The sequence below is a fragment of the Micromonospora sp. NPDC049359 genome (assembly GCF_044466585.1).
In the GTDB taxonomy this organism is placed as follows: Bacteria; Actinomycetota; Actinomycetes; order Mycobacteriales; family Micromonosporaceae; genus Micromonospora.
This window is the reverse complement of sequence record NZ_JBITMW010000001.1, coordinates 650,331-670,294: the sequence shown is the minus strand read 5'-3', so window position 1 is coordinate 670,294 and position 19,964 is coordinate 650,331. Positions and strand designations below refer to the sequence as shown.

The following is a 19,964-nucleotide window of genomic DNA, read 5'->3' as shown; positions in this document are numbered from 1 at the left end:
GCCTCCTCAGACGGCGGTGGGTTGGCCGCTGGCGGCGGCAGCGGGTGGGGCCTGCGACGGCGTGTCGGTCCCGCCGGTGAGGGCGAGGAACGCCTCCTCCAACGACGTGGGCCGGACCTCCAGGTCGGTGAAGGCGGCCTGGGAGCGGACCAGCGCCCGGACCAACTCGTCGGAGTCGGTGGTGAGCAGGTGCAGGCGTCCGTCGACCCGTTCGGCGCGGACGACGCCGGGCAGGTCGGGCACCTCGTCGGTGACCAGGCTGACCCGGCGTACGCCGACGATGCCGCGTACGGCGTCCACGGTGTCGTCGGCGAGCACCCGGCCCTGCCCGATCACCACCACACGGCGGGCGAGCGCCTCCACCTCCTCCAGGTAGTGGCTGCTCAACAGCACCGTCCCGCCGTCGTCGTGGAAGGCCCGGATCGCGTCCCACAGGGTGTGCCGGGCGGTGACGTCCAGGCCGGTGGTCGGCTCGTCGAGCAGGACGAGTCGGGGCCGGCCGACGAAGGCCAGCGCCACGGCCAGCCGGCGACGCTGGCCGCCGGACAGTCCGCCGGTCTGCCGCCGGGTGAGGTCGCCCAGGCCGAAACGGTCGAGCAGTTCGCCTCGGGGCACCGGGTCGGGGTAGTGGGCGGAGACGAAGTCGACGACCTCGCCGACCCGCAGCGTGCCCGGGAGGCCGGTCTCCTGCGGGGTGACGCCGATCTGCCGCCGCGCCTCCGGGTCGCGCGGGTCGCGGCCGTTCAACTCGACCCGCCCGGAGGTGGGTCGGCGCAGACCGACCAGCAGGTTCATCAGGGTGCTCTTGCCGGCGCCGTTCGGGCCGAGCAGGCCGACCAGTTCGCCGGCCCGGACCTCCAGGTCGACGCGGTCGAGGGCGAGGACGTCGCCGTACCGGCGGCTGACCTGGTCGGCGCGGGCGAGGGTCATGACTGCTCCTTCGACGCTGTGGAGTCCGGAGGGGAGGGGTCGAGCAGGCTCCGGATCGCTTCGGTGTACTCCTCGAACGCCAGCCGACCGCGCCGGCTGAGCCGGATCAGAGTGGCCGGCGTACGTCCACGGTGGGTCTTGCTGATCTCGACGTAGCCGGCGTCCTCCAGCTTGCGGAGGTGGACGGAGAGGTTGCCGGCGGTCATCGCGAGCAGTTCCTGGAGCCGGGGAAACGTGATTCGGTCGCCGTCGCCGAGCGTGGAGAGCGCGGCGACCACCCGCAGCCGTGCCTGGGCGTGGATGACCGGATCGAGGTCGGTCACGAGCGCCCTTGCTGGCGCAGTCGGGCGATTGCCCCGGCGACCAGGATGCCGACGCCGCCGGCCACCGAGATGACCAGCGCGTGCCAACCCGGCCCGGCGATCGCGCCGACCACGTTGATGACGCTGACCCAGACGCCGAGACGGAACAGGTCCCGGTCCAGCCAGATCGCGCCGCCGGCCATGTGCAGCGCGCCGGTGAGGCCCACCGCAGCGGCCGACCAGAGCAGGCCCGCCAGGTCGTGCGGCAGGTGCTCGGACACCCGGCCCACCGCCGCGTAGACGCTCACCGTGCCCAGCGCCCAGGCGCACCCGTACCAGCGACCCCGCACCGCCGAGTCGCCGGTCACCTGCCCGTACGCCCGCGCGCCCGCCACCGCCTGGACCGCCCCGGCGACGATCAGCAGGGCGAAGAGCACGGTCAGGGGCAGCCAGTCGGGCAGCGCGACCAGCACCCGACCACCCGGGGAGAAGCGCAGGAAGAACAGCCCGAAACCGATCAGCCAGGCCACGCCCCACGGCCAGTAGAGCAGCCGGGCGTCGGGCTGTAGGCGGCGCACGGTGGCGGCGCGCTGGTCGTCGATCAGCCGGAGAGCGGTGGCGGCGTCGGAGGGTGGAAGGTCGTCGTCGTCGGGCCCCATGCAAACTACTTTACGATGCAAAGTTGAACCTGTGTGCCCCGCGCGACTGCCCGGTTGCCGACAGAGACGCCGCGCACTTGCCCGCCGACCGTGCCTCAGGACGTGCCCGACGCCCGGGTACGTGCGACAGGCGTCGGCCGTGCCCCAGGACGCGGTCGACGTCCGGGCATCTGCGGCAGGTGTCGGCCGTGCCCCAGGACGCGGTCGACGTACGGGCATCTGCGGCAGGAGTCGGCCGTGCCCCAGGACGCGGTCGACGTTCAGGGGATCTGCGGGCGGCGACCTACAGCGGCACCGGTGCCAGCGGCGCGGCCTGCGGCGCGGTCAGCAACGGCGCGGGCAGCGGTTCGGTGTGCAGCACCGACAACCGGGACACCGCGCGGGTGAGCACCACGTACAGCCGGTGCAGCCCGCGCGGCTCGGCCGCGACGATCGCGGCCGGCTCGACCACCACCACGTGGTCGTACTCCAGGCCCTTGACCAGCGTCGCGGGCACCACCGTGACCCGCTGGGCGGCCGTGACGTCGTCGGCGCTCGCGGTGGTGACGCCGTCGGCGGCCAGCGCCGCGCGCAGCCCGTCGACCGCGTCGTCCGCGGCGATCACGCCCACCGACCCGTCGTGCGCGAGCGCCGCGCGCACCTCGGCCACCGTCGCGGCGGTCAGGTCGGCCACGGTACGCACCTCCAGGCCGCCGTCGTGACGCAGCGACTCTGCCGGGGGTACGTCCACCGCGAGCGCCGGCAGCAGCAGATTGGCGAAGGCCACCACCGCGGCGGGCACCCGGAAGCCGACCGTCAGCGGGACCACCACGGCGTCCGGCTTGCCCAGGTGTGTCAGGGACTCCCGCCAGTCGGTCGCCGCCCACGGCGCGGTGCCCTGCGCGAGGTCACCGAGGAGCGTGATCGAACCGTGTTCACTCCGGCGGGCGATGGCCCGACACTGCATGGGGGACAGGTCCTGCGCCTCGTCCACCACCACGTGCCCGAACCCGGAAGGTCGCTCCAACAGCCCGGCCGCCTCGTCGACGAGCACGGCGTCCGCGGCGGTCCAGCGGGTGGCCTTCGGGGTACGCGGCGGCTTCGCCCACACCAGCAACTCCTGCTCGGCGTCGTTGAGCAGCCCGTCCGCGGCGGCGGCGAGGCGGGCCGGGTCGGCGAGCAGGCCGTGCACCAGCCCTTCCGGGGTGAGTGCCGGCCAGACCGCGTCCAGGAAGTCCACCACCGGCCGACACCGGCCCATCCGGCGCAGCCACGCGTCGCCGGGCGACTCGGCCCGCCGCGACTCGGCCTGCCGCTGCAGCAGACTCACCACCCGCGCCCGGACCCGCTCCCGACCGGTGCCGTACGGCAGCCCTTCCCGTCGGGTCTCCTCGACGATCCGGTGCAGCGGCTCCAGCCCGATCCGCCACCGGAACGAGCCGTCGGAGACGGTGATCGAGTCGGTAGGCGTACCGATCTGGGCCTGCACCGCCCTGCGCAGCACGGTCGCCATCCGCGCGTCGTGCTTCAGCGCGGCGGCGGCCGGCGTCTCCACCGCCCGCACCGGAACCCGCGAGATCAGCTCCTCCACGGTGGCCTGCTCGACCTCGACCTCGCCGAGGGCCGGCAGCACCGCCGCGATGTACGACAGGAACGCCCGGTTCGGCCCCACGATCAGCACCCCCGCCCGACGCAACCGCTCCCGGTGCAGGTAGAGCAGGTACGCGGCCCGGTGCAGGCCGACGGCCGTCTTCCCGGTACCCGGTGCCCCCTGCACACAGATCGAGTCGGCCAGGTCGGCCCGGACCAGCTCGTCCTGCTCCGGCTGGATGGTGGCGACGATGTCGCGCATCGGCCCCACGCGTGGTCGCTCGATTTCGGCCGTGAGGATCCGGCTGGCCGTGCCCAGCTCCTCGCCGCGGTCCAGCCGCTCGTCCTCGAAACTGGTCAACACCCCGTTGCTGAACCCGAACCGCCGCCGCACCGCGACACCCTGCGGGTCACGAGCGCTGGCCCGGTAGAACGAGCGGGAGACCGGCGCCCGCCAGTCCAGCACCAGCGGCTCGCCAAGCTCATCGGTGACATGCCGCCGCCCCACGTGGTACCGCCGACCAGCATGCTCGCCGCTGCCGCTGCCGCTGGCGCTGGCGCTGGCGCTGCCGCTGGCGCTGCCGCTGCCGCTGGCGCTGCTCCCGCTGCCGCTGCTCCCGCTGCCGCCGCCTAGGCTGCCGGCACTCCTGCTTGTGCTGCTGCCGCTGCCGCTGGCCGGGATGCTGGTGGTCGGGCTGTTGCTGGTTGCCGGCGTCAGGCCGGTTGCGGTGTCCTCGTCTGGTGCTTGTCCGCCGAATTCGAGGCGGCCGAAGAACAGCGGCGTGGTGGGGTCGTCGGCCAGTTCGGCGACCCGGCGGGCGAGTGTGCGGCCGAGGGTCTCCGCCGCGTAGGCGTCGCCGGCGACCTGGTCACCGGTCGAGAAGAGGGCTTCGGCCCGCTCCCGCATCCGGCGCAGGGCCGCGCGGGAGCTGGCCAGGTGAGTGCGTTCGGACGCGAGATCCGTGTCGAGATCCGTGTCGAGGTCAGGTGCGGGCATGCTGACGTCCCATCGTTCACATCTGCTGCTCGCTCGCGTTTCCGGGGACGGATGGCCGACCTCCCGGCGCGACGACGTCCGTTCCGGTGCAGCTCACCTCGGCCGTCAAGCGGGCTGCAACCCTACGCCTTCCCGGCCGCCCCTTCCACCGAATTACCGAGCCAACCACCCGGACGAGTCGGCGCGTCGTGGACTTGAGTGATAGCTACGCCCGAGCCCGCGCGACAGCGGGCCGCCTGTCGGGGCCGAGCTGCGAGCGGGAGCGTCGCCTTGTCGTGGCGTTCCCCCAAGACGTGCTCACGAAGGACGAGCACGTCTTGCTGTGGGTGCCGTGACGTGTGGCGGGATGAACCACTTGTGCTCAGCAGCGCCGGTGGTAGAGGTTGCGGCGTGGGGAGCGCAGCGGGTCCAGCCAGGCGGGTGGGAGGAATTCGGGCTGGCCGTCCGATGCGACGCGGACGACCCAGTCGCCCCGGTGCAGGATTCGGTGATGATGCCCGCAGAGCAGGACCGCGTTGCCCAGTGTCGTGGCGCCGCCGTCGGCCCAGTGGCGCACATGGTGGCCGTCGCACCAACGGGATGGCCGGTCGCAGCCGGGAAAGGCACAGCCGCCGTCGCGGAGCACCAGCGCGCGCCGCAGCGGACCGGTGAAGAGCCGGCGCTGACGCCCGACGTCCAGAATCTGGCTGTTGCCGTTCATGACCGCCGGCAGCACGGCGGCATCGCAGGCCAGGCGGCGGACCGCGCCCGGCGTGAGACGCGCTCCGGTGTCCAGGGTGCCCGCGCCGAGCTCGTTGACCAGCGCGTCGAGCGACATGGTGACAACCAGTTGCGGCCGGTCTCCACCGTTGTCGGGCAGGTGGCCGGTGCGCAGTGCCAGCCGGCAGATCTCGCCGAGTGCGTCGGCCCTGCGTTGGCCCGGACTGCGGTCGTCGTGCTCGCCGGCCGGGGCGCAGAGCGGATCGATGGCCTGCCGCAGCAGGCTCGCGGTCTCGGTGTCGAGGTTGCCGGTGAGGCGTACCTGCCCGTCCTTCGGCTCGGAGAGGGTGACGTGCCGGCGAGCCTCGGCCCGCTCGGCGGCCCGCTCGAGGGCCGCCAGCTCGGCCTCGTCGGCCAGGTCGGGCGCGACGTGCGCGAGGACGCGTTCGCCGAGGCGACTCAGGGTGGTCGGATCGAAGCGGTCGGCCCAGGCGATCAGTAACTCGGTGGCCTTCTCTGCCACCTCCGGGCCGGCCTCGACGGGGAGATCCGCGATCGTCTCCGCCACCACCTTGCCCTGCTCCACAGTGAGGCGGCCGTCCAGGAGAGCGGCACGGACCGTCGGCGGCGACGCGTCCATGGTGGCGGCGAGCTGGACCAACTGGCGGGCCGACCGCCCGGACAGCCGCAGCCGCTCCCGTAACCAGACGGCGGTGGACGATGCGCCCTGGGCGACCGCGAGACCACGGCCGTCGAGCTCGCGCACGAGAGCGAGCTGGATGGTTGCCAGGCGCTGCGCCAAGGCGTGCGACGCGTCCAGCGCCGCGAGCAGTTCGTCGTCGGGAAGGGCCCACGGCGCGGTGTCGGCGCAGGCGTCGACACCGCCACCCGCCTGCGCCAACGCCCCCAACATGGACTGACCCTAGAACAGGTGTACGACATTTTTCCTCCCGAAGGGCCGCCCTGTGGTCAACCTTTTCGGCGGCGCCGCACCTCCGCCACGCGGGCCTGCGTCGCGTGACCACGACGCCCCTGTGCCAGGGGGCGGGGGTGCCAACCCTTCAGCGCTTCCACGGTTCGACGGCGCGTGCCGCGGGGGCGGCGCGCGGGGTTGATGGCGGGTCGGGCGGGTGGCCGGGATCATGGGGGCATGACCGAGGCCAGTCCCGAGTCGCGTCGGAAGACGATCAGCGATCCGCAGGTGATGCGGGCGTTGGCGCATCCGGCCCGGATCGCGATCATCGAGTACCTGAGCAGCCGCGAGGGCGGCGGCACCGCCACCGAATGCGCCGAAATCGCTGGGTTGTCGCCGAGCGCCACCAGCTACCACCTGCGGGCGCTGGCGAAGTTCGGCCTGGTTGAGCAGGCGCCCAGCCGGGGGGACGCGCGGGAGCGGGTGTGGCGTACGCCGGGCATCAGTTGGATGGTCGACGCGGGCCGCGAGGCCGGTCCCGAGGGGCGTGCGGCTGAGCAGGCGCTCGTGGAGGCGCACGCCGCCCGTGCCATGGAACGGACTCGGGACTGGTTGCGGCGGGCGGGGGATGAGCCCGCCGAGTGGTACGACGTGGCGCTGTTCCACGACACCCTGCTGCTGCTCACCGCGGACGAGTTGGCCGCCCTGAATGAGGCGGTCCTGGCGCTGCTGAAGCCGTATCACCCTCGACGTCGTACCGACGCGCCGACGGGTGCACGTTCCGTCACGGTCCAGTATCGGGCGGTGCCGCTGGCATAGAAGGGGTTGTGTCGGTCACTTGTGAAGGATTATTTTCGAAGTATGTCCTTCACAAGTGGCGCGTCGCGTTGGACGGACGTCTGGATCGCCGCCGCAGCTCGCGGCACCACGATCTGCGGGGACTTCCTCGCCGCCACCGCGCTCGCGCTGGCCCTGCAGGGAGCCGGTGCCGGAGGGCTCGCCGTCTCGGGACTGCTGCTCGCGGCCACCCTTCCCCTGGTGGTGCTGGCCCCGCTCGCCGGACGGCTTGCCGATCGGGTGGACAGCCGTACCGTGCTGGTGACGACCGGGCTGGCGCAGACCGTGATCTGCCTGCTGCTCGCCGTCGCCGACGACCCAGTCCTCGTCGTGGCCCTCGTGGCGCTGCTCGCCTGCGGTCTCGCGGTCACCCAGCCCTGCTTGGCGGCGCTGCTCCCGGCGATGGTCCGCCCGGCCGACCTGCCGCGTGCGAGCGCGATCAGCCAGACCGCCGTCTCCCTCGGCGCGCTCGGCGGTCCGGTGCTTGCCGGCCTGCTGGTGGGGCAGTTCGGCACCCGCGTACCACTGCTGATCGACGCCGCGACCTACCTCGCGCTCGTGGTCGCGGGCCTCGCGCTGCGAACTCGGCGCGGTGGTTGGCGATCCGCGAGCCACCATCCCGACGGCGCCGAGCAGTCCAGCCGCGCCGAGCAGTCCAGCCGCGCCGAGCAGTCCAGCCGCGCCGAGCAGTCCAGCCGCGCCGAGCAGAACGCCGGTAGCCCCGAAACGCCGGCCGGTACGGCGCAGGGCTGGCGGCTCCGCCGGGACCCGCTGATGGTCGTCATGGTGGTCAGTACCGCCGTGGTGATCGCGGCGATCGGTGGCATCAACGTGATCGAAGTGTTCTTCATCCGGGAGACCCTGCGTGGGTCGGCCACCACGTACGGCCTCATCGGGGCCGCCTGGATGGCCGGAATGTTGCCGGGCGGCTGGCTGGCGGCGCGGCTCGTACGCCGGATCGAGGACGACAGTGCGTTGGTCCGCGGCGTGCTGATCACGCTGGCCGGGTGCAGTCTGATGGTGCTGCTCGCCGCGAGGGTGCCCGCTGCGGCCCTGCTGGTGCCACTTTGGCTGGTGGGCGGCGCGGCCAACGGCGCGGGGAACGTCTTCGCCAACCTCCTCACCGCTCGGCGGGTGCCCGAGCGGATGCGCGCGCGGGCGTACGCCACCTACGGCGCGGCCGTGCAGGGTGGCTCAATGGGTGGGTACCTGATCGGTGGCGCCCTGCTCACCCGAATCCCACCTCGGCCACTGATCGCGGTGGTGGGGGCGACCGGGCTCCTGGTGGTGCTGCTCTTCGTGCCGGTCGTCGTGCGGGCGGCACGCCGGCCCGACGGAGACGTGGCTGGACGAGACCCGGGGGGCGGGTGAACGCGCATCCCACCGAACGTGGGCGGCCGGCTGTGACGTCGTCGGAGGGCCCGCGATCGGGTGGGTCCGGTGCGGGGTTGGCCACTCCGGGCCGGCCCGCCGGGCTGGATCCCGAGGCCGGGGATACGGTCGGGTCATGGTTGAGCGCGTCGCACGCCCGCGGGTCGGGCACATCCAGTTCCTGAACTGCCTGCCGATCTACTGGGGCCTGATGCGCTCGGGCAGCCTGCTCGACGTCGACCTGCACAAGGACTCCCCGGACCGGCTGAGCGCGGCGCTGGTGGCGGGCGACCTCGACATCGGTCCGATCACGCTGATGGAGTACCTGAAGCACACCGACGAGTTGCTCCTCCTGCCGGACCTGGCGGTCGGCAGCGACGGGCCGGTGCTCTCGGTCAACATGGTCTCCACCCGACCGCTCGCCGATCTGGACGGCGCCCGCGTGGCGCTCGGCTCGACGTCGCGGACCGGGGTGATGCTGGCGCAGTTGCTGCTCACCGAGCGGTACGGGGTGCGGCCCGAGTACTTCCGCTGTCCTCCGGACCTGACCCAGATGCTGCTGGAGGCCGACGCCGGGGTCCTGATCGGGGACGTGGCGCTGCGGGCGTACTACGAGGCGCCGCTGCGGGGCCTCACCGTGACCGACCTGGGGCAGGCCTGGCGGGACTGGAGCGGGCTGCCGATGGTCTTCGCCGTCTGGGCGGTCCGCCGCGACTTCGCGGCCGCGCACCCGGGCCTGGTCAAGGAGGTGCACGAGGCGTTCCTGCGCTCGCGTGACCTCTGCCTCGCCGAGCTGGACCAGGTCGCCGAGGCGGCGGCGCGGTGGGAGGCGTTCGACGCCGCGACGCTGGCCACGTACTTCCGGGCCCTGGACTTCTCGCTCGGCGAGCGGCAGGTCTCCGGGCTGCGCGAGTTCGCCCGGCGGGTCGCCGCGCTCGGCGAGGTCCCGGCACTGCCCGCCGGCGGTCCCGAGTTCTTCGCGGGCTGACCAGCCGCCGGGTCCGAGAGGACGCCGCCGGGCCGTGGAGCCGCCGCGTCGCGAAGGACGCTGAGCGCCATGAAATGGACGGAGCGCCGCTCTGCCAGGCAGAGCGGCGCTCGGATGCGGAAGGACAGCCGCCGTCAGGTGCCGGGGCGCAGCAGCGCCTCGGTGATCTTCTGGCAGTTCTTCATGCCGTACTCGTAGCCCATGTTGATCGGGTAGCGGACCATCACGCCCATCGTCCAGGTGTCGCCGATGGCCAGGCAGTTGATGTGCATCTCCTGCTCGGCGGTCCGGTCGATCCACCCGTTCTTGATGGCGATCTGCTTCTGCTGCGCGGGCGGGAACGCCTTGCGGATGCCGAAGTCACCGGCGCCCCGGACCAGCTTCATCTCGTTGAGCAGCCACTTGGTCCACTTCGGTCCGGCGGCGGTGCCGGTGGCGATGCAGTTGCCCAGTCGCGCGGTGTCGCGGGGGGAGAGCGCGGTACGGGACCAGCCCTTGTCCGGGGCGACGCTGCTGTCGGTCAGCTTGCACATGGAGAGCAGCCGCCGGATCGAGGCGTCCCGGCCGACCGAGTTGTAGAACTGCTCGGCCCGCGTGTTGTCGCTGTCCCGGATGATGCGGGTGGCGTCGGCGAGCTTCGCGTCGCTCGGCGTCTGGCCGGCCTCGGCGGCGCGGCGCAGGTAGTCGGCGACGATCCAGGACTTGATCAGCGAGGCGGTGGTGCTGGTCTCACCCATGTTCTTCGAACCGATGATCTTCCCGGTCCGGCGGTCGAGGACGCTCCAGGAGTACCAGCCCTCGATGTCGAGGTCGAGGTTCTTGGCCTCGAACGGCAGCGGCGTCAGCGAAGGGCTGGGGCTGGGGCTCGGCGGGGCCGGCTGGCGGGCGCTGCGGTCGGTGGCCGCGTTGGTGGACCGGTCGCTGGTCGTCGCCTCGGAGTCACCCCACTTGGCGGCGGCGGCCGACTCGAACGGCGACCCGGGCAGCAGGCGTAGCGAGACCAGCACCAGCCCGATGAGGATGACCGCGACGGCGATCAGGCGCAGCGGCGAGGTCTCGCCCGCACCGCGTCGATCGGCCCGCCGGTTCCCGGCCATCAGAGCTTCCCGACCGGCTGCTGCGGCACCTTGAGCGCGGCGCCGGGCTGCGGGGTGACCAGTTGGGTGGTGACGCTGGCGCAGACCTTCGCGCCGTAGTCCAGCCCTAGCTTGATCGAGTAGCGCAGCATCACCGCGAGACTCCACTTCCCGTTGACCGCGAGGCAGTTGACGTGCCAGTTTCCGTCGGAGGCAATCGGTGTCCAGCCGTTCTTCATGCTGACCGGCCCCTGCGCGGTGATCGACTTGGGTAGACCGTCGATGATCCCCCAGCGGCCGCCACCGGAACTGGCCCGCTGGGCGTCGGTGCTGCCCCGGACCTTGGCCATCTGGTCCAGCACCCACTTTGTCCACTTCGGGCCGGCGGCCTTACCGTCGGCGATGCAGTCGCCGAGCCGGACGGCGTCGCGCGGGGACATCCGGGTGAAGCTCCAGTATCCGGTGTAGGGCTCGGTGTTGCCGCGCTTGGTGTCGGTCAGGCCGCAGGTCTTGATCGCCCGCTGGATCACCGGGTCCGGGATGCTGCTCTTCGACGGCTTGTACGACCCACCCGCGGCGGCGTAGACCTTGTTGGCCGCGGCGTCGTTGCTGTCGATGATGGCGAGGCTGGCCGCCTGCTTCAGCCCGGCCGGCGGCTCCCTGTCCTTGAGCTGGCGCAGGTAGTCGGAGACGATCCACGCCTTGATCATCGATTCGGTGGAGCTGGTCGCGCTCATGTTCGACGATCCGGAGACCTTGCCGGTCTTCCGGTCGAGCAGCGCCCACGAGAAGAATTCACCCTTGAACGCCACCGACACGCGGCCCGGGGCCAGCGTGGGAGGTGGTGGCGGGGCCGGCGCGGGCGCGGCGACGCTGCTGGTGGCGGCGCCGCCACCACCGCCGCCTTCGCCGACGTCGCTGGACAGTCGGGCGTACGCGGTGGGGACCAGTAGGACGCCACCGAGAATTATCGCCACGACGGCGAACACCATGGTCACGCGAGATCGCATGAGTTGGGTGAGCTCCAGATGTCAGGGCCGGGGGGACCGGCTTCGTTGTCCGGGGCGACCGGTGCGTGCGCCGAGGCCGGGGGAGGTGGCCTCTGTGAAGCCGGCGTGGGGGCAGCCGATCGTGTGACCGGCAGAAGTCTACGTCTGGACGGGCCGATCGCCAGAGGGCGACACCGGGCAACGTGCGAAATCGGGAGAAAATCCCGGCGCTTTGCGCCTTATGGGAGATTTGACCTCCTTTCCGTGAGCCACGTCATAAACGCCGGTGTTGCGGTGGGTAGCGGAGATCTGCCCATCGGTGACGGAACGTCACTCGGGTTTCCTGTTACACCCCCTAGTGCATTCGGGCGCAAGCTGTAACACTTGTCCTCATGTATGGCAACGACTTCTCCGCCCCCGGCGACGCACCGGACGACGCGCCCGGCGCGGGCCTGCTCGGCGAGGTCGAAGCGGCCGAGGCCGAGTTGCGCGCCGCCGCCGCTCGTGAACGGCGCGGCGGCCCGGCGCCGGACGAGGATCTGGCGGCCTACTTCACCGAGGTGGTCGACGCGGAGCAGAAGATCGAGCCGCGCGACTGGATGCCCGAGGCGTACCGGCGGACGCTGATCCGGCAGATCGCGCAGCACGCCCACTCCGAGATCATCGGCATGCAGCCCGAGGGCAACTGGATCAGTCGGGCGCCCTCGCTCAAGCGCAAGGCGATCCTGCTGGCCAAGGTCCAGGACGAGGCCGGCCACGGCCTCTACCTCTACGCCGCCGCCGAGACCCTCGGCATCAGCCGCGACGAACTGGTCCGGTTGCTGCTCGACGGCCGGCAGAAGTACAGCTCGATCTTCAACTACCCCACCCTGACCTGGGCCGACGTGGGCGCGATCGGCTGGCTGGTGGATGGTGCGGCAATCGTCAACCAGGTGCCCCTGTGCCGCTGCTCCTACGGGCCGTACGCCCGGGCGATGATCCGGGTCTGCAAGGAGGAGTCGTTCCACCAGCGCCAGGGGTACGAGATCCTGCACACCCTCGCGCACGGCACCCCGGCGCAGAAGGCCATGGCCCAGGACGCGGTCGACCGCTGGTGGTACCCGTCGCTGGCCATGTTCGGTCCGCCGGACGGCGACTCCACCCACTCCGCCCAGTCGATGGCCTGGAAGATCAAGCGCTTCTCGAACGACGACCTGCGCCAACGCTTCGTCGACATGTGCGTCGGGCAGGCCGAGGTCCTCGGGCTCCGCATTCCCGACGACGACCTGCGCTGGAACGAGGAGCGGCAGGCGTACGACTACAGCCAGCCGGACTACGACGAGCTGATGCGGGTCATCAAGGGCAACGGACCGTGCAACCGGGAGCGGATGGCGCACCGTCGGGCGGCCCACGCCGACGGCGCATGGGTACGCGAGGCCGCCGCGGCGTACGCCGCCAAGCGGGCCGACGCGAGGGAGAAGGTGGCCGCGTGAGCAACGAACACTCGCCTCTGTGGGAGGTCTTCGTCCGGGCACGGCGGGGCCTGTCGCACACCCACGTCGGCAGCCTGCACGCCCCGGACGCCGAGCTGGCCCTGCGCAACGCCCGTGACCTCTACACCCGCCGCCAGGAGGGCGTGTCGATCTGGGTGGTGCCGGCGGGCGCGATCACCGCGTCCAGCCCGGACGAGAAGGACGCCTTCTTCGACCCGGCCGCCGACAAGGTCTACCGCCACCCCACCTTCTACGAGGTCCCGGACGGGGTGGCACACCTGTGAGCCAGCGGAGCGAGCGAACCAGCCAGCCCAGCAACGGGGCGCTTCGCGTCGCCGCCGAGCGGAGCGAGGTGGTGGCGTGAACGGGCCCTTCGCCTTCACTCTCGGCCTGGGCGACGACGCGCTGGTCGCCGCCCAGCGGCTGGCCGAGTGGGCGACCCGCGCGCCGGAGATGGAAGAGGACATCGCGCTCGCCAACATCGCCCTCGACCAGCTGGGCGCGGCCCGGCTGCTGCTGTCGTACGCGGGTGAGCTGGAAGCCGCGGGTCGGGACGAGGACGCGCTCGCGTACCTGCGCGACGACCGCGAGTTCCGCAACGTGCTCCTGGTCGAGCTGCCCAACGGCGACTTCGCGGTGACCATGGCGAAGCTGTTCTTCCTGGCGGCGTACCAGGTGCCGCTCTACACCGCGCTCGCCGGCTGCGCGGACGAGCGGTTGGCCGCGATCGGCGCGAAGGCGCGCAAGGAGTCCGCGTACCACCTGGACCACGGCGCGCTGTGGGTGAGGCGGCTCGGTGACGGCACCGAGGAGTCGCACCGCCGGATGCAGGAGGCCGTGGACCACGTCTGGCCGTACACCCATGAGCTTTTCGGGGCGGACCCGGCGGCGCCGGTCGATCCGGCGGGTCTGTGGCCGGCGTTCGACGAGGTCGTCGGTCCGGTGTTGGCCGAGGCGACGCTCACCCGTCCCGAGCGCGGCTGGGCGCCGACCGGCGGGCGGGCCGGCGTGCACACCGAGCACCTGTCCTACCTGCTGGCCGAGATGCAGGTGCTGCACCGCGCCCACCCGGGGGCGCAGTGGTGAGCGCGGGAGCGACCGCACAGCGGAGTCGGACCGACGCGTGGACGGCGGCGGCGAGCGTGGTGGACCCGGAGATCCGGGTGATCACCATCGACGAGCTGGGGATCCTCCGCGAGGTCGAGCAGGACCGGATCACCGGTCGGGTCGTCGTCACCATCACCCCGACCTACACCGGCTGCCCCGCCATGGACGTGATCCGGGCCGACGTGCGCCGTGCCCTGGCGAAGGCCGGTTACCCGGACGTCGACGTGCGAACGGTCTACAGCCCACCGTGGAGCACCGACTGGATCTCCGACACCGGGCGGGCCAAGCTCGCCTCCGCCGGGATCGCCCCGCCCGCCCCGGCGTCCGCCCCGGGCGTGGTGGCGCTGACCCTCGCGGTCCGCTGCCCGCTCTGCGGCTCCCCGGAGACCGAGCAGGTCAGCCGGTTCGGCTCGACCGCCTGCAAGGCGTTGTGGCGCTGCCGCTCCTGCTCCGAACCCTTCGACCACCTGAAGGCGTTGTGACAGTCACCATCTCCCGGCCGGTCCGTCGTCGGCCGGCCTTCCACCCACTGTCGGTCGCGGCCGTCGACCGGCTCACCGACGACTCCGTGGCGGTCACCTTCGCCGTACCCGAGGAGTTGCGGGAGACCTTCGCCTTCCAGGCGGGGCAGCACCTGACGGTGCGGCGGGTGACCGACGACGGCGAGGACGTGCGCCGGTCGTACTCCATCTGCTCCACCCCCGACGACCTGGGCCGGCGCGGCCGGCTGCGGATCGGGGTGCGGGAGGTTCCCGGCGGCGCCTTCTCGGCCTTCGCGTGCGGCGCGCTGCGCGGCGGCGACACGGTCGAGGTGCTGCCCCCGCTGGGCGCCTTCACCACGGCGTTCGCGCCGGACCGGGTCCGCCACTACGGCGCGGTCGTCGCCGGCTCCGGCATCACGCCGGTGCTCGGGCTGGTCGCGACGGCCCTGGCCGTCGAGCCGGCCAGCACCTTCACCCTGGTGTACGGCAACCGCACGGCGAACACCGTGATGTTCGCCGAGGAGTTGGCCGACCTGAAGGACCGGTTCCCGTCCCGGCTGCACCTGGTGCACGTGCTGTCCCGGGAGCAGGGCGAGTCGCCGTTGCTGTCCGGACGGATCGACGCCGAACGGTTGGGGCGCCTGCTGGGCACCATTGTCCCGGGCGAGCTGATCGAGGAGTGGTTCCTCTGCGGGCCGTACGGCATGGTGGTCGACGCCCGGGAGGTGCTGACCGCGCGGGGTCTGCCGGAGTCGGCCGTGCACACCGAGCTGTTCCACGTCGACGCGCCGCCCGAGCCGGTGGCGCGTCCCACCGAGCAGCCGGGCGTCGGGACGGACGTCACCATCGTCCTGGACGGCCGCTCGTCGAGTTTCACCATGGGCCGGGAGCAGCGGGTGCTGGACGCCGCGTTGAAGGTGCGCGGCGAACTGCCGTACGCCTGCAAGGGCGGTGTCTGCTCGACCTGCAAGGCGAAGGTCGTCGACGGGTCGGTCACGATGGCCCGCAACTACGCCCTGGAGCCGGACGAGGTGGCCGCCGGCTATGTGCTGACCTGCCAGTCCAGCCCGACCACCGACAAGCTCACGGTCGACTACGACGCATGACCGACGACCGGCAGTTCGTGCAACGGTTCGCCGAGGTGACCGGGGGCCAGCGTCCGACCGGTCTCGTGGAGGGGTGGGAGCAGGTCGTCGAGTTCTGCGAGGAGGGCTACGACGACATCCTCGACGAGTACTGGTTCGACCTGAGCATCCGGCACACCATCGACAGGGTGCTGACCGACGAACGGTTGTTCGGCTTTCCGCAGATGGGGTGGGTTCGGGAGCGGGTCGCGGCGGCGGATGAGCGGTTCCGGGCGGTGCTCTCCGAGCAGCGGATGCCGGCGCAGCGTGAAGAGCCGTGGTGGGAGGCGTACGTGCCGGCGTGGGCGGGCCCGGTGCTCGCCGCAGAGTTGCGGGACACCTACGACATACGCATCGAGGTACGCGAGAGCTGACCGGCTGTGGGACGTGCCGCACCTCGACGGGGCCTGGCGGTCGAGCCGGGTGAGGCGACGTAGGCTCGGGGTTGTGACGGTGAGCCGGGAGATCGACGACATCCTGCAGCGTGGCGCGGACGGCGGGCGGATCACGCCCGAGGAAGCACTGCTGCTCTACACCGAGGCGCCCTTCCACGCGTTGGGCGAGGCGGCGGACGCGGTGCGCCGGCGGCGCTATCCGGACAACGTCGTCACCTACCTGATCGATCGCAACATCAACTACACGAACGTCTGCGTGACGGCGTGCAAGTTCTGCGCGTTCTACCGCGCGCCGAAGCACGCCGAGGGGTGGACGCACCCGACCGAAGAGATCCTGCGTCGCTGTGGCGAGGCGGTCGAGCTGGGCGCGACCCAGGTGATGCTCCAGGGCGGGCACCACCCGGACTACGGCGTCGAGTACTACGAGGAGCTGTTCTCCTCGGTCAAGCAGGCGTACCCGCAGTTGGTCATCCACTCGATCGGGCCGAGCGAGATCCTGCACATGGCCAAGGTCTCCGGCGTCAGCCTGGACGAGGCCATCGCCCGCATCAAGGCCGCCGGCCTCGACTCGATCGCCGGCGCCGGCGCGGAGATGCTGCCCGAGCGCCCGCGCCGGGCCATCGCCCCGCTCAAGGAGTCGGGCGAGCGCTGGCTGGAGGTCATGGAGCTGGCCCACCGGCAGGGTGTCGAGTCGACCGCGACCATGATGATGGGCACCGGCGAGACGCACGCCGAGCGGATCGAGCACCTGCGGATGATCCGCGACGTGCAGGACCGTACGGGCGGGTTCCGGTCGTTCATCCCGTGGACGTACCAGCCGGAGAACAACCACCTCAAGGGTCGTACGCAGGCGACCACGCTCGAGTACCTGCGGCTGGTCGCGGTGGCCCGGCTCTTCTTCGAGACCGTGCCGCACCTGCAGGCGTCCTGGCTGACCACCGGCAAGGACGTCGGGCAGCTCGCCCTGCACATGGGCGTGGACGACCTCGGCTCGATCATGCTGGAGGAGAACGTGATCTCCTCCGCCGGCGCCCGGCACCGTTCCAACCTGCACGAGCTGATCGGCATGATCCGCTCTGCCGACCGGATCCCGGCGCAGCGCGACACCCTCTACAACCGGCTGGCGGTGCACCACACGCCGGCCGACGACCCGACCGACGAGCGGGTGGTCTCGCACTTCTCGTCGATCGCGCTGCCCGGCGGCGGCGCGGGCCGGTCGCTGCCGCTCGTCGAGGTCAACTGAGGTACGTCGCGGCCGGCCGTTCGGCTGACCGGGGATCCTGCTTCCGCTTGCGTCCACTCGGCGGTACGGGTCCTCCCGGTCGGCTCGCCGGCGCATAGCCCGGTGCGGGTCTGGTGGAGATGATCGTCGGCGGATAGCGTGCGGCCGTCTGCCTGAGGCGCGTCCTCCATCGGCCCATGAGGGTCGTTCACATAACGCACGGCGGTACGGGCGGGATGGGTGACCATCCCGCCCGATCCGTGTGCCGGGTCCAGGCCGGACGGTTGAAAACCCGCCGCCACGCTGGCGTGGGAGATCGACCTCCGATAACGTCCGCTCGTTCGGCGCAACCGATCCTATTTTCTTCCCTACCCCCGGGGGACTGATGACAGCGTTCCACCGCTCGGCCCTGGTTCGTGCCGGCGTCGTGGCCCTGCTCGCGGCCGGTGGCGTGGCCACCGTCGCCGCCCCGGCGCAGGCCGCCGACCAGGCCGACCTGGCCCTGGTGCCGCTCAGCTACGAGCTGGCTCAGGGCGTCAAGGCGGCCAAGGCCAAGCCGTTCAAGTTCCAGGTCGACAACACCCGAAGCGCGGTCGACGCCAAGGACGTCCGGGTCACCGTGGAGACGAAGGGCCTGAAGAACCGCAAGGTCGGCGTCCTCGCGCCGGACGGCTGTGACCTCAAGGGCACGACCTTCACCTGCCTGCTCGGCGACCTGGCCGCCGGCACCACGGAGGACTTCGGTATTCCGATCTTCTCGACCGGCGGTCGCGGCGACGCCGGCACGCTGGTGGTCAGCATCAGCTCGGCCACCGCCGACCCGAACCCGCGGGACAACAAGGTGCGGCACGACATCACCGTCGCCAAGCCGGGTTACGACCTGACCACCTGGGTGCAGGACGTCTACGCCGACGTGACGGTGGACGGCGACGAGGCGGGCGAGTCCGGCCTCAAGCCGGTCAAGCGGGGCGACAGCGCGCCGCTGGACTGGGCGGTCTACAACGACGGCAGCAAGAAGGCGACCGGCGTGGCGTACGGGATCACGCTGCCGGCCGGCGTCACCTTCGCCAAGCTGCCGGAGGGCTGCGTCGAGCAGCCGCTGGGCGGCTTCGCCAACGCCTACTGCGAGGACAGTGGCGTCGTGCTGAAGCCTGGGCAGTTCTACACGGCCGACGTCCGGGTGAAGGTCGGCGAGGACGTCACCGAGTCGGTGCTCCGGCCCGGGTTCGTCTGGGCCGCCGGTCTCGAGGCCACCCAGGGCAGCCCCGAGGAGGCGCCGCGGGACGCCTCCGGCGCGCAGCGCCGGGCGTTCACCGAGACCGACGAGGTGGACAACACCGCGCAGTTCGACGTGTTCGTCGACCTCAGCGCGCAGCCGACCCCGACGCCGACCGCGACCCCGACGCCGACCGCGACTCCGACTCCGGGCGGCACGACGACGCCGGGCACGAGCACGTCGCCGACCACCGGCGGCGGTGGCTCCGGTGGCGGCGGGTTGCCGGTCACCGGTGTGCAGGCCGGCCTGATCGGCGGCATCGGTGGTCTGATCCTGCTCGTCGGCGGGGCGCTGCTGGTGCTCTCCCGCCGCCGCAAGGTCGTCATGGTCGCTCCCGGCGACGAGACGTCGACCGACTGACCCGCAGGCGCGACGCGAGGGCGGGGTGGGCGACCACCCCGCCCTCGCGCATATCGGCGGCGCCGACCACCGTGGGGTACGCGGACCCAGCGGCCGAGGGCTCGCGCGGGGCTGGCAGAGTGGACGGGGTGAGCCGTACCCCGCAGGGCCAGCGCGCCAGTCTCGACAAGCAACCGCACGAGGTCGCCGCGATGTTCGACGGCGTGGCCGAGCGCTACGACCTGACCAACACCGTGCTCGCCTTCGGGCAGGACCGCTCCTGGCGGCGGGCCACCCGCGCGGCCCTGGGGCTGCGACCGGGTGAGCGGGTGCTGGACGTGGGAGCGGGCACCGGTGTGTCGACCCGCGAGCTGGCCCAGTCCGGGGCGTACGCGGTGGGGGCGGACCTGTCGCTGGGCATGCTCCAGGTCGGCAAGCGGGTGCGTCCCGAGGTGCCGTTGCTGGCCGGTGACGCGCTGCGGCTGCCGTTCGCCGACGCGAGCTTCGACGCGGTGACCATCTCCTTCGCCCTGCGGAACGTCAACGACACCGACGCGGCGCTGCGCGAGCTGGCCCGGGTCACCCGGCCGGGTGGTCGACTGGTGGTGTGCGAGTTCAGCACCCCGATCAACCCGGTCTTCCGGACGGTGTACCTGTCGTACCTGATGCGATCGCTGCCGGTGGTGGCCCGCGCGGTGTCGAGCAACCCCGACGCGTACGTCTATCTGGCCGAGTCGGTGCGGGCGTGGCCGGACCAGGCGGCGCTGGCCGGGCGGGTGGCCGCGGCGGGGTGGGGTCGGGTGGCATGGCGCAACCTGACCGGCGGTGTGGTCGCGCTGCACCGGGCCGTCCGCGCATAGCCCGGCGACACGTCCGGACGTAGCCCGGCGAGACGTCCGCGCGTAGCACGCGAGACGCTTGCGCGTTTCAGGAATATCCGACTTTAGTCCACTTTGCGCCGTACGCTCGTCCGCATGACCGGAGCAGACCCGGCGAGCCCGGTGGCCGCCACCGACGACGACGCGGCCGAACTCATCACGCAGTTGCGCGCGCTGGCCGGCGCGGACCCGACGGACGTCCGGCAGGTGGTCGCCGAGGTGCTGGCCGCCCTGGACCGGGCGGCGGGCGGCGCGCTACGGGAGCATCTGCCGGAGACGATCCGGGTCGACGCCGGCCTGGACGCGCCCAGCCCGGCCTGACAGTCGGCTGCTGTGGAC

20 protein-coding genes are annotated in these 19,964 nt (G+C 72.1%); 13 read left to right on the top strand and 7 right to left on the bottom strand.

Features of this window, described 5'->3' with window-relative positions; all coding sequences use genetic code 11:
* Nucleotides 1-6: 6 nt before the first annotated feature.
* The 5 genes from ACIBTX_RS03085 to ACIBTX_RS03065 all read right to left on the bottom strand — a co-directional run bounded on the left by ACIBTX_RS03085 (nt 7) and on the right by ACIBTX_RS03065 (nt 6,069).
* On the bottom strand, nt 7-930 hold the full coding sequence (locus ACIBTX_RS03085) for an ABC transporter ATP-binding protein (RefSeq protein WP_357175848.1): 924 nt from the start codon (nt 928-930) through the stop codon (nt 7-9).
* Nucleotides 927-1,253, bottom strand: coding sequence for a transcriptional regulator (locus ACIBTX_RS03080; RefSeq protein ID WP_357123458.1), 327 nt, complete (start codon nt 1,251-1,253; stop codon nt 927-929). The genes ACIBTX_RS03085 and ACIBTX_RS03080 overlap by 4 nt, the downstream gene beginning before the upstream one ends.
* Nucleotides 1,250-1,891: a transporter gene (locus ACIBTX_RS03075; RefSeq protein ID WP_396831980.1), complete on the bottom strand. Its 642-nt coding sequence runs from the start codon at nt 1,889-1,891 to the stop codon at nt 1,250-1,252. The genes ACIBTX_RS03080 and ACIBTX_RS03075 overlap by 4 nt, the downstream gene beginning before the upstream one ends.
* Nucleotides 1,892-2,174: 283 nt before the next feature.
* Nucleotides 2,175-4,457 (bottom strand): HelD family protein, encoded by a 2,283-nt coding sequence (locus ACIBTX_RS03070; RefSeq protein ID WP_396831979.1) that lies wholly within the window; start codon nt 4,455-4,457, stop codon nt 2,175-2,177.
* Nucleotides 4,458-4,818: 361 nt separating this feature from the next.
* Nucleotides 4,819-6,069, bottom strand: a complete 1,251-nt coding sequence (locus tag ACIBTX_RS03065; protein ID WP_357175860.1) for a DUF222 domain-containing protein — start codon at nt 6,067-6,069, stop codon at nt 4,819-4,821.
* A 237-nt stretch (nt 6,070-6,306) separates the two neighbouring features.
* Here ACIBTX_RS03065 and ACIBTX_RS03060 point away from each other — a divergent pair, with 237 nt between their 5' ends.
* The 3 genes from ACIBTX_RS03060 (at nt 6,307) to ACIBTX_RS03050 (ending at nt 9,265) form a co-directional block, all read left to right on the top strand.
* Nucleotides 6,307-6,888 carry an ArsR/SmtB family transcription factor gene (locus tag ACIBTX_RS03060; RefSeq protein ID WP_396831978.1) on the top strand — a complete coding sequence of 194 codons (582 nt, stop codon included), beginning with the start codon at nt 6,307-6,309 and terminating at the stop codon, nt 6,886-6,888.
* 42 nt (nt 6,889-6,930) lie between these two features.
* A complete protein-coding gene (locus tag ACIBTX_RS03055) occupies nt 6,931-8,277 on the top strand; it encodes an MFS transporter (RefSeq protein ID WP_396831976.1) in 1,347 nt (448 codons plus the stop codon).
* 136 nt (nt 8,278-8,413) lie between these two features.
* A complete protein-coding gene (locus tag ACIBTX_RS03050) occupies nt 8,414-9,265 on the top strand; it encodes a menaquinone biosynthetic enzyme MqnA/MqnD family protein (protein ID WP_396831974.1) in 852 nt (283 codons plus the stop codon).
* 134 nt (nt 9,266-9,399) lie between these two features.
* Here ACIBTX_RS03050 and ACIBTX_RS03045 read toward each other — a convergent pair whose 3' ends face one another.
* Together ACIBTX_RS03045 and ACIBTX_RS03040 are read right to left on the bottom strand one after the other, a co-directional pair.
* Entirely contained in the window at nt 9,400-10,362 is a 963-nt protein-coding gene (locus tag ACIBTX_RS03045; RefSeq protein WP_357392608.1) for a hypothetical protein, read from the bottom strand.
* The gene (locus tag ACIBTX_RS03040) at nt 10,362-11,351 is read right to left on the bottom strand and encodes a hypothetical protein (protein WP_357123482.1); all 990 of its coding nucleotides are present in this window, start codon (nt 11,349-11,351) and stop codon (nt 10,362-10,364) included. Before ACIBTX_RS03040 ends, ACIBTX_RS03045 begins: the two co-directional genes overlap by 1 nt.
* A gap of 371 nt (nt 11,352-11,722) precedes the next feature.
* On the opposite strand from ACIBTX_RS03040, the gene paaA reads away from it, so the two are divergent.
* From paaA to ACIBTX_RS02990, 10 genes are all read left to right on the top strand, one after another.
* Nucleotides 11,723-12,802, top strand: coding sequence for a 1,2-phenylacetyl-CoA epoxidase subunit PaaA (gene paaA / locus ACIBTX_RS03035; protein WP_357123485.1), 1,080 nt, complete (start codon nt 11,723-11,725; stop codon nt 12,800-12,802).
* Entirely contained in the window at nt 12,799-13,086 is a 288-nt protein-coding gene (gene paaB, locus ACIBTX_RS03030) for a 1,2-phenylacetyl-CoA epoxidase subunit PaaB (RefSeq protein ID WP_266248073.1), read from the top strand. Before paaA ends, paaB begins: the two co-directional genes overlap by 4 nt.
* 76 nt (nt 13,087-13,162) lie before the next feature.
* Nucleotides 13,163-13,888, top strand: a complete 726-nt coding sequence (gene paaC, locus ACIBTX_RS03025; RefSeq protein ID WP_357123489.1) for a 1,2-phenylacetyl-CoA epoxidase subunit PaaC — start codon at nt 13,163-13,165, stop codon at nt 13,886-13,888.
* Nucleotides 13,885-14,391: a 1,2-phenylacetyl-CoA epoxidase subunit PaaD gene (gene paaD, locus ACIBTX_RS03020; RefSeq protein WP_357123493.1), complete on the top strand. Its 507-nt coding sequence runs from the start codon at nt 13,885-13,887 to the stop codon at nt 14,389-14,391. Before paaC ends, paaD begins: the two co-directional genes overlap by 4 nt.
* Nucleotides 14,388-15,497 (top strand): 1,2-phenylacetyl-CoA epoxidase subunit PaaE, encoded by a 1,110-nt coding sequence (gene paaE / locus ACIBTX_RS03015; RefSeq protein ID WP_396831973.1) that lies wholly within the window; start codon nt 14,388-14,390, stop codon nt 15,495-15,497. Before paaD ends, paaE begins: the two co-directional genes overlap by 4 nt.
* Nucleotides 15,494-15,889: a hypothetical protein gene (locus tag ACIBTX_RS03010; RefSeq protein WP_357175875.1), complete on the top strand. Its 396-nt coding sequence runs from the start codon at nt 15,494-15,496 to the stop codon at nt 15,887-15,889. The genes paaE and ACIBTX_RS03010 overlap by 4 nt, the downstream gene beginning before the upstream one ends.
* A gap of 73 nt (nt 15,890-15,962) precedes the next feature.
* On the top strand, nt 15,963-17,153 hold the full coding sequence (gene mqnC, locus ACIBTX_RS03005; protein WP_357123502.1) for a cyclic dehypoxanthinyl futalosine synthase: 1,191 nt from the start codon (nt 15,963-15,965) through the stop codon (nt 17,151-17,153).
* A 364-nt stretch (nt 17,154-17,517) separates the two neighbouring features.
* Complete coding sequence (locus ACIBTX_RS03000) at nt 17,518-18,768, top strand: LPXTG cell wall anchor domain-containing protein (RefSeq protein WP_396831972.1); 1,251 nt, start codon at nt 17,518-17,520, stop codon at nt 18,766-18,768.
* A gap of 128 nt (nt 18,769-18,896) precedes the next feature.
* On the top strand, nt 18,897-19,607 hold the full coding sequence (locus ACIBTX_RS02995; protein ID WP_396831971.1) for a demethylmenaquinone methyltransferase: 711 nt from the start codon (nt 18,897-18,899) through the stop codon (nt 19,605-19,607).
* A gap of 114 nt (nt 19,608-19,721) precedes the next feature.
* The gene (locus tag ACIBTX_RS02990; RefSeq protein ID WP_357123511.1) at nt 19,722-19,946 is read left to right on the top strand and encodes a hypothetical protein; all 225 of its coding nucleotides are present in this window, start codon (nt 19,722-19,724) and stop codon (nt 19,944-19,946) included.
* Nucleotides 19,947-19,964: the final 18 nt, after the last annotated feature.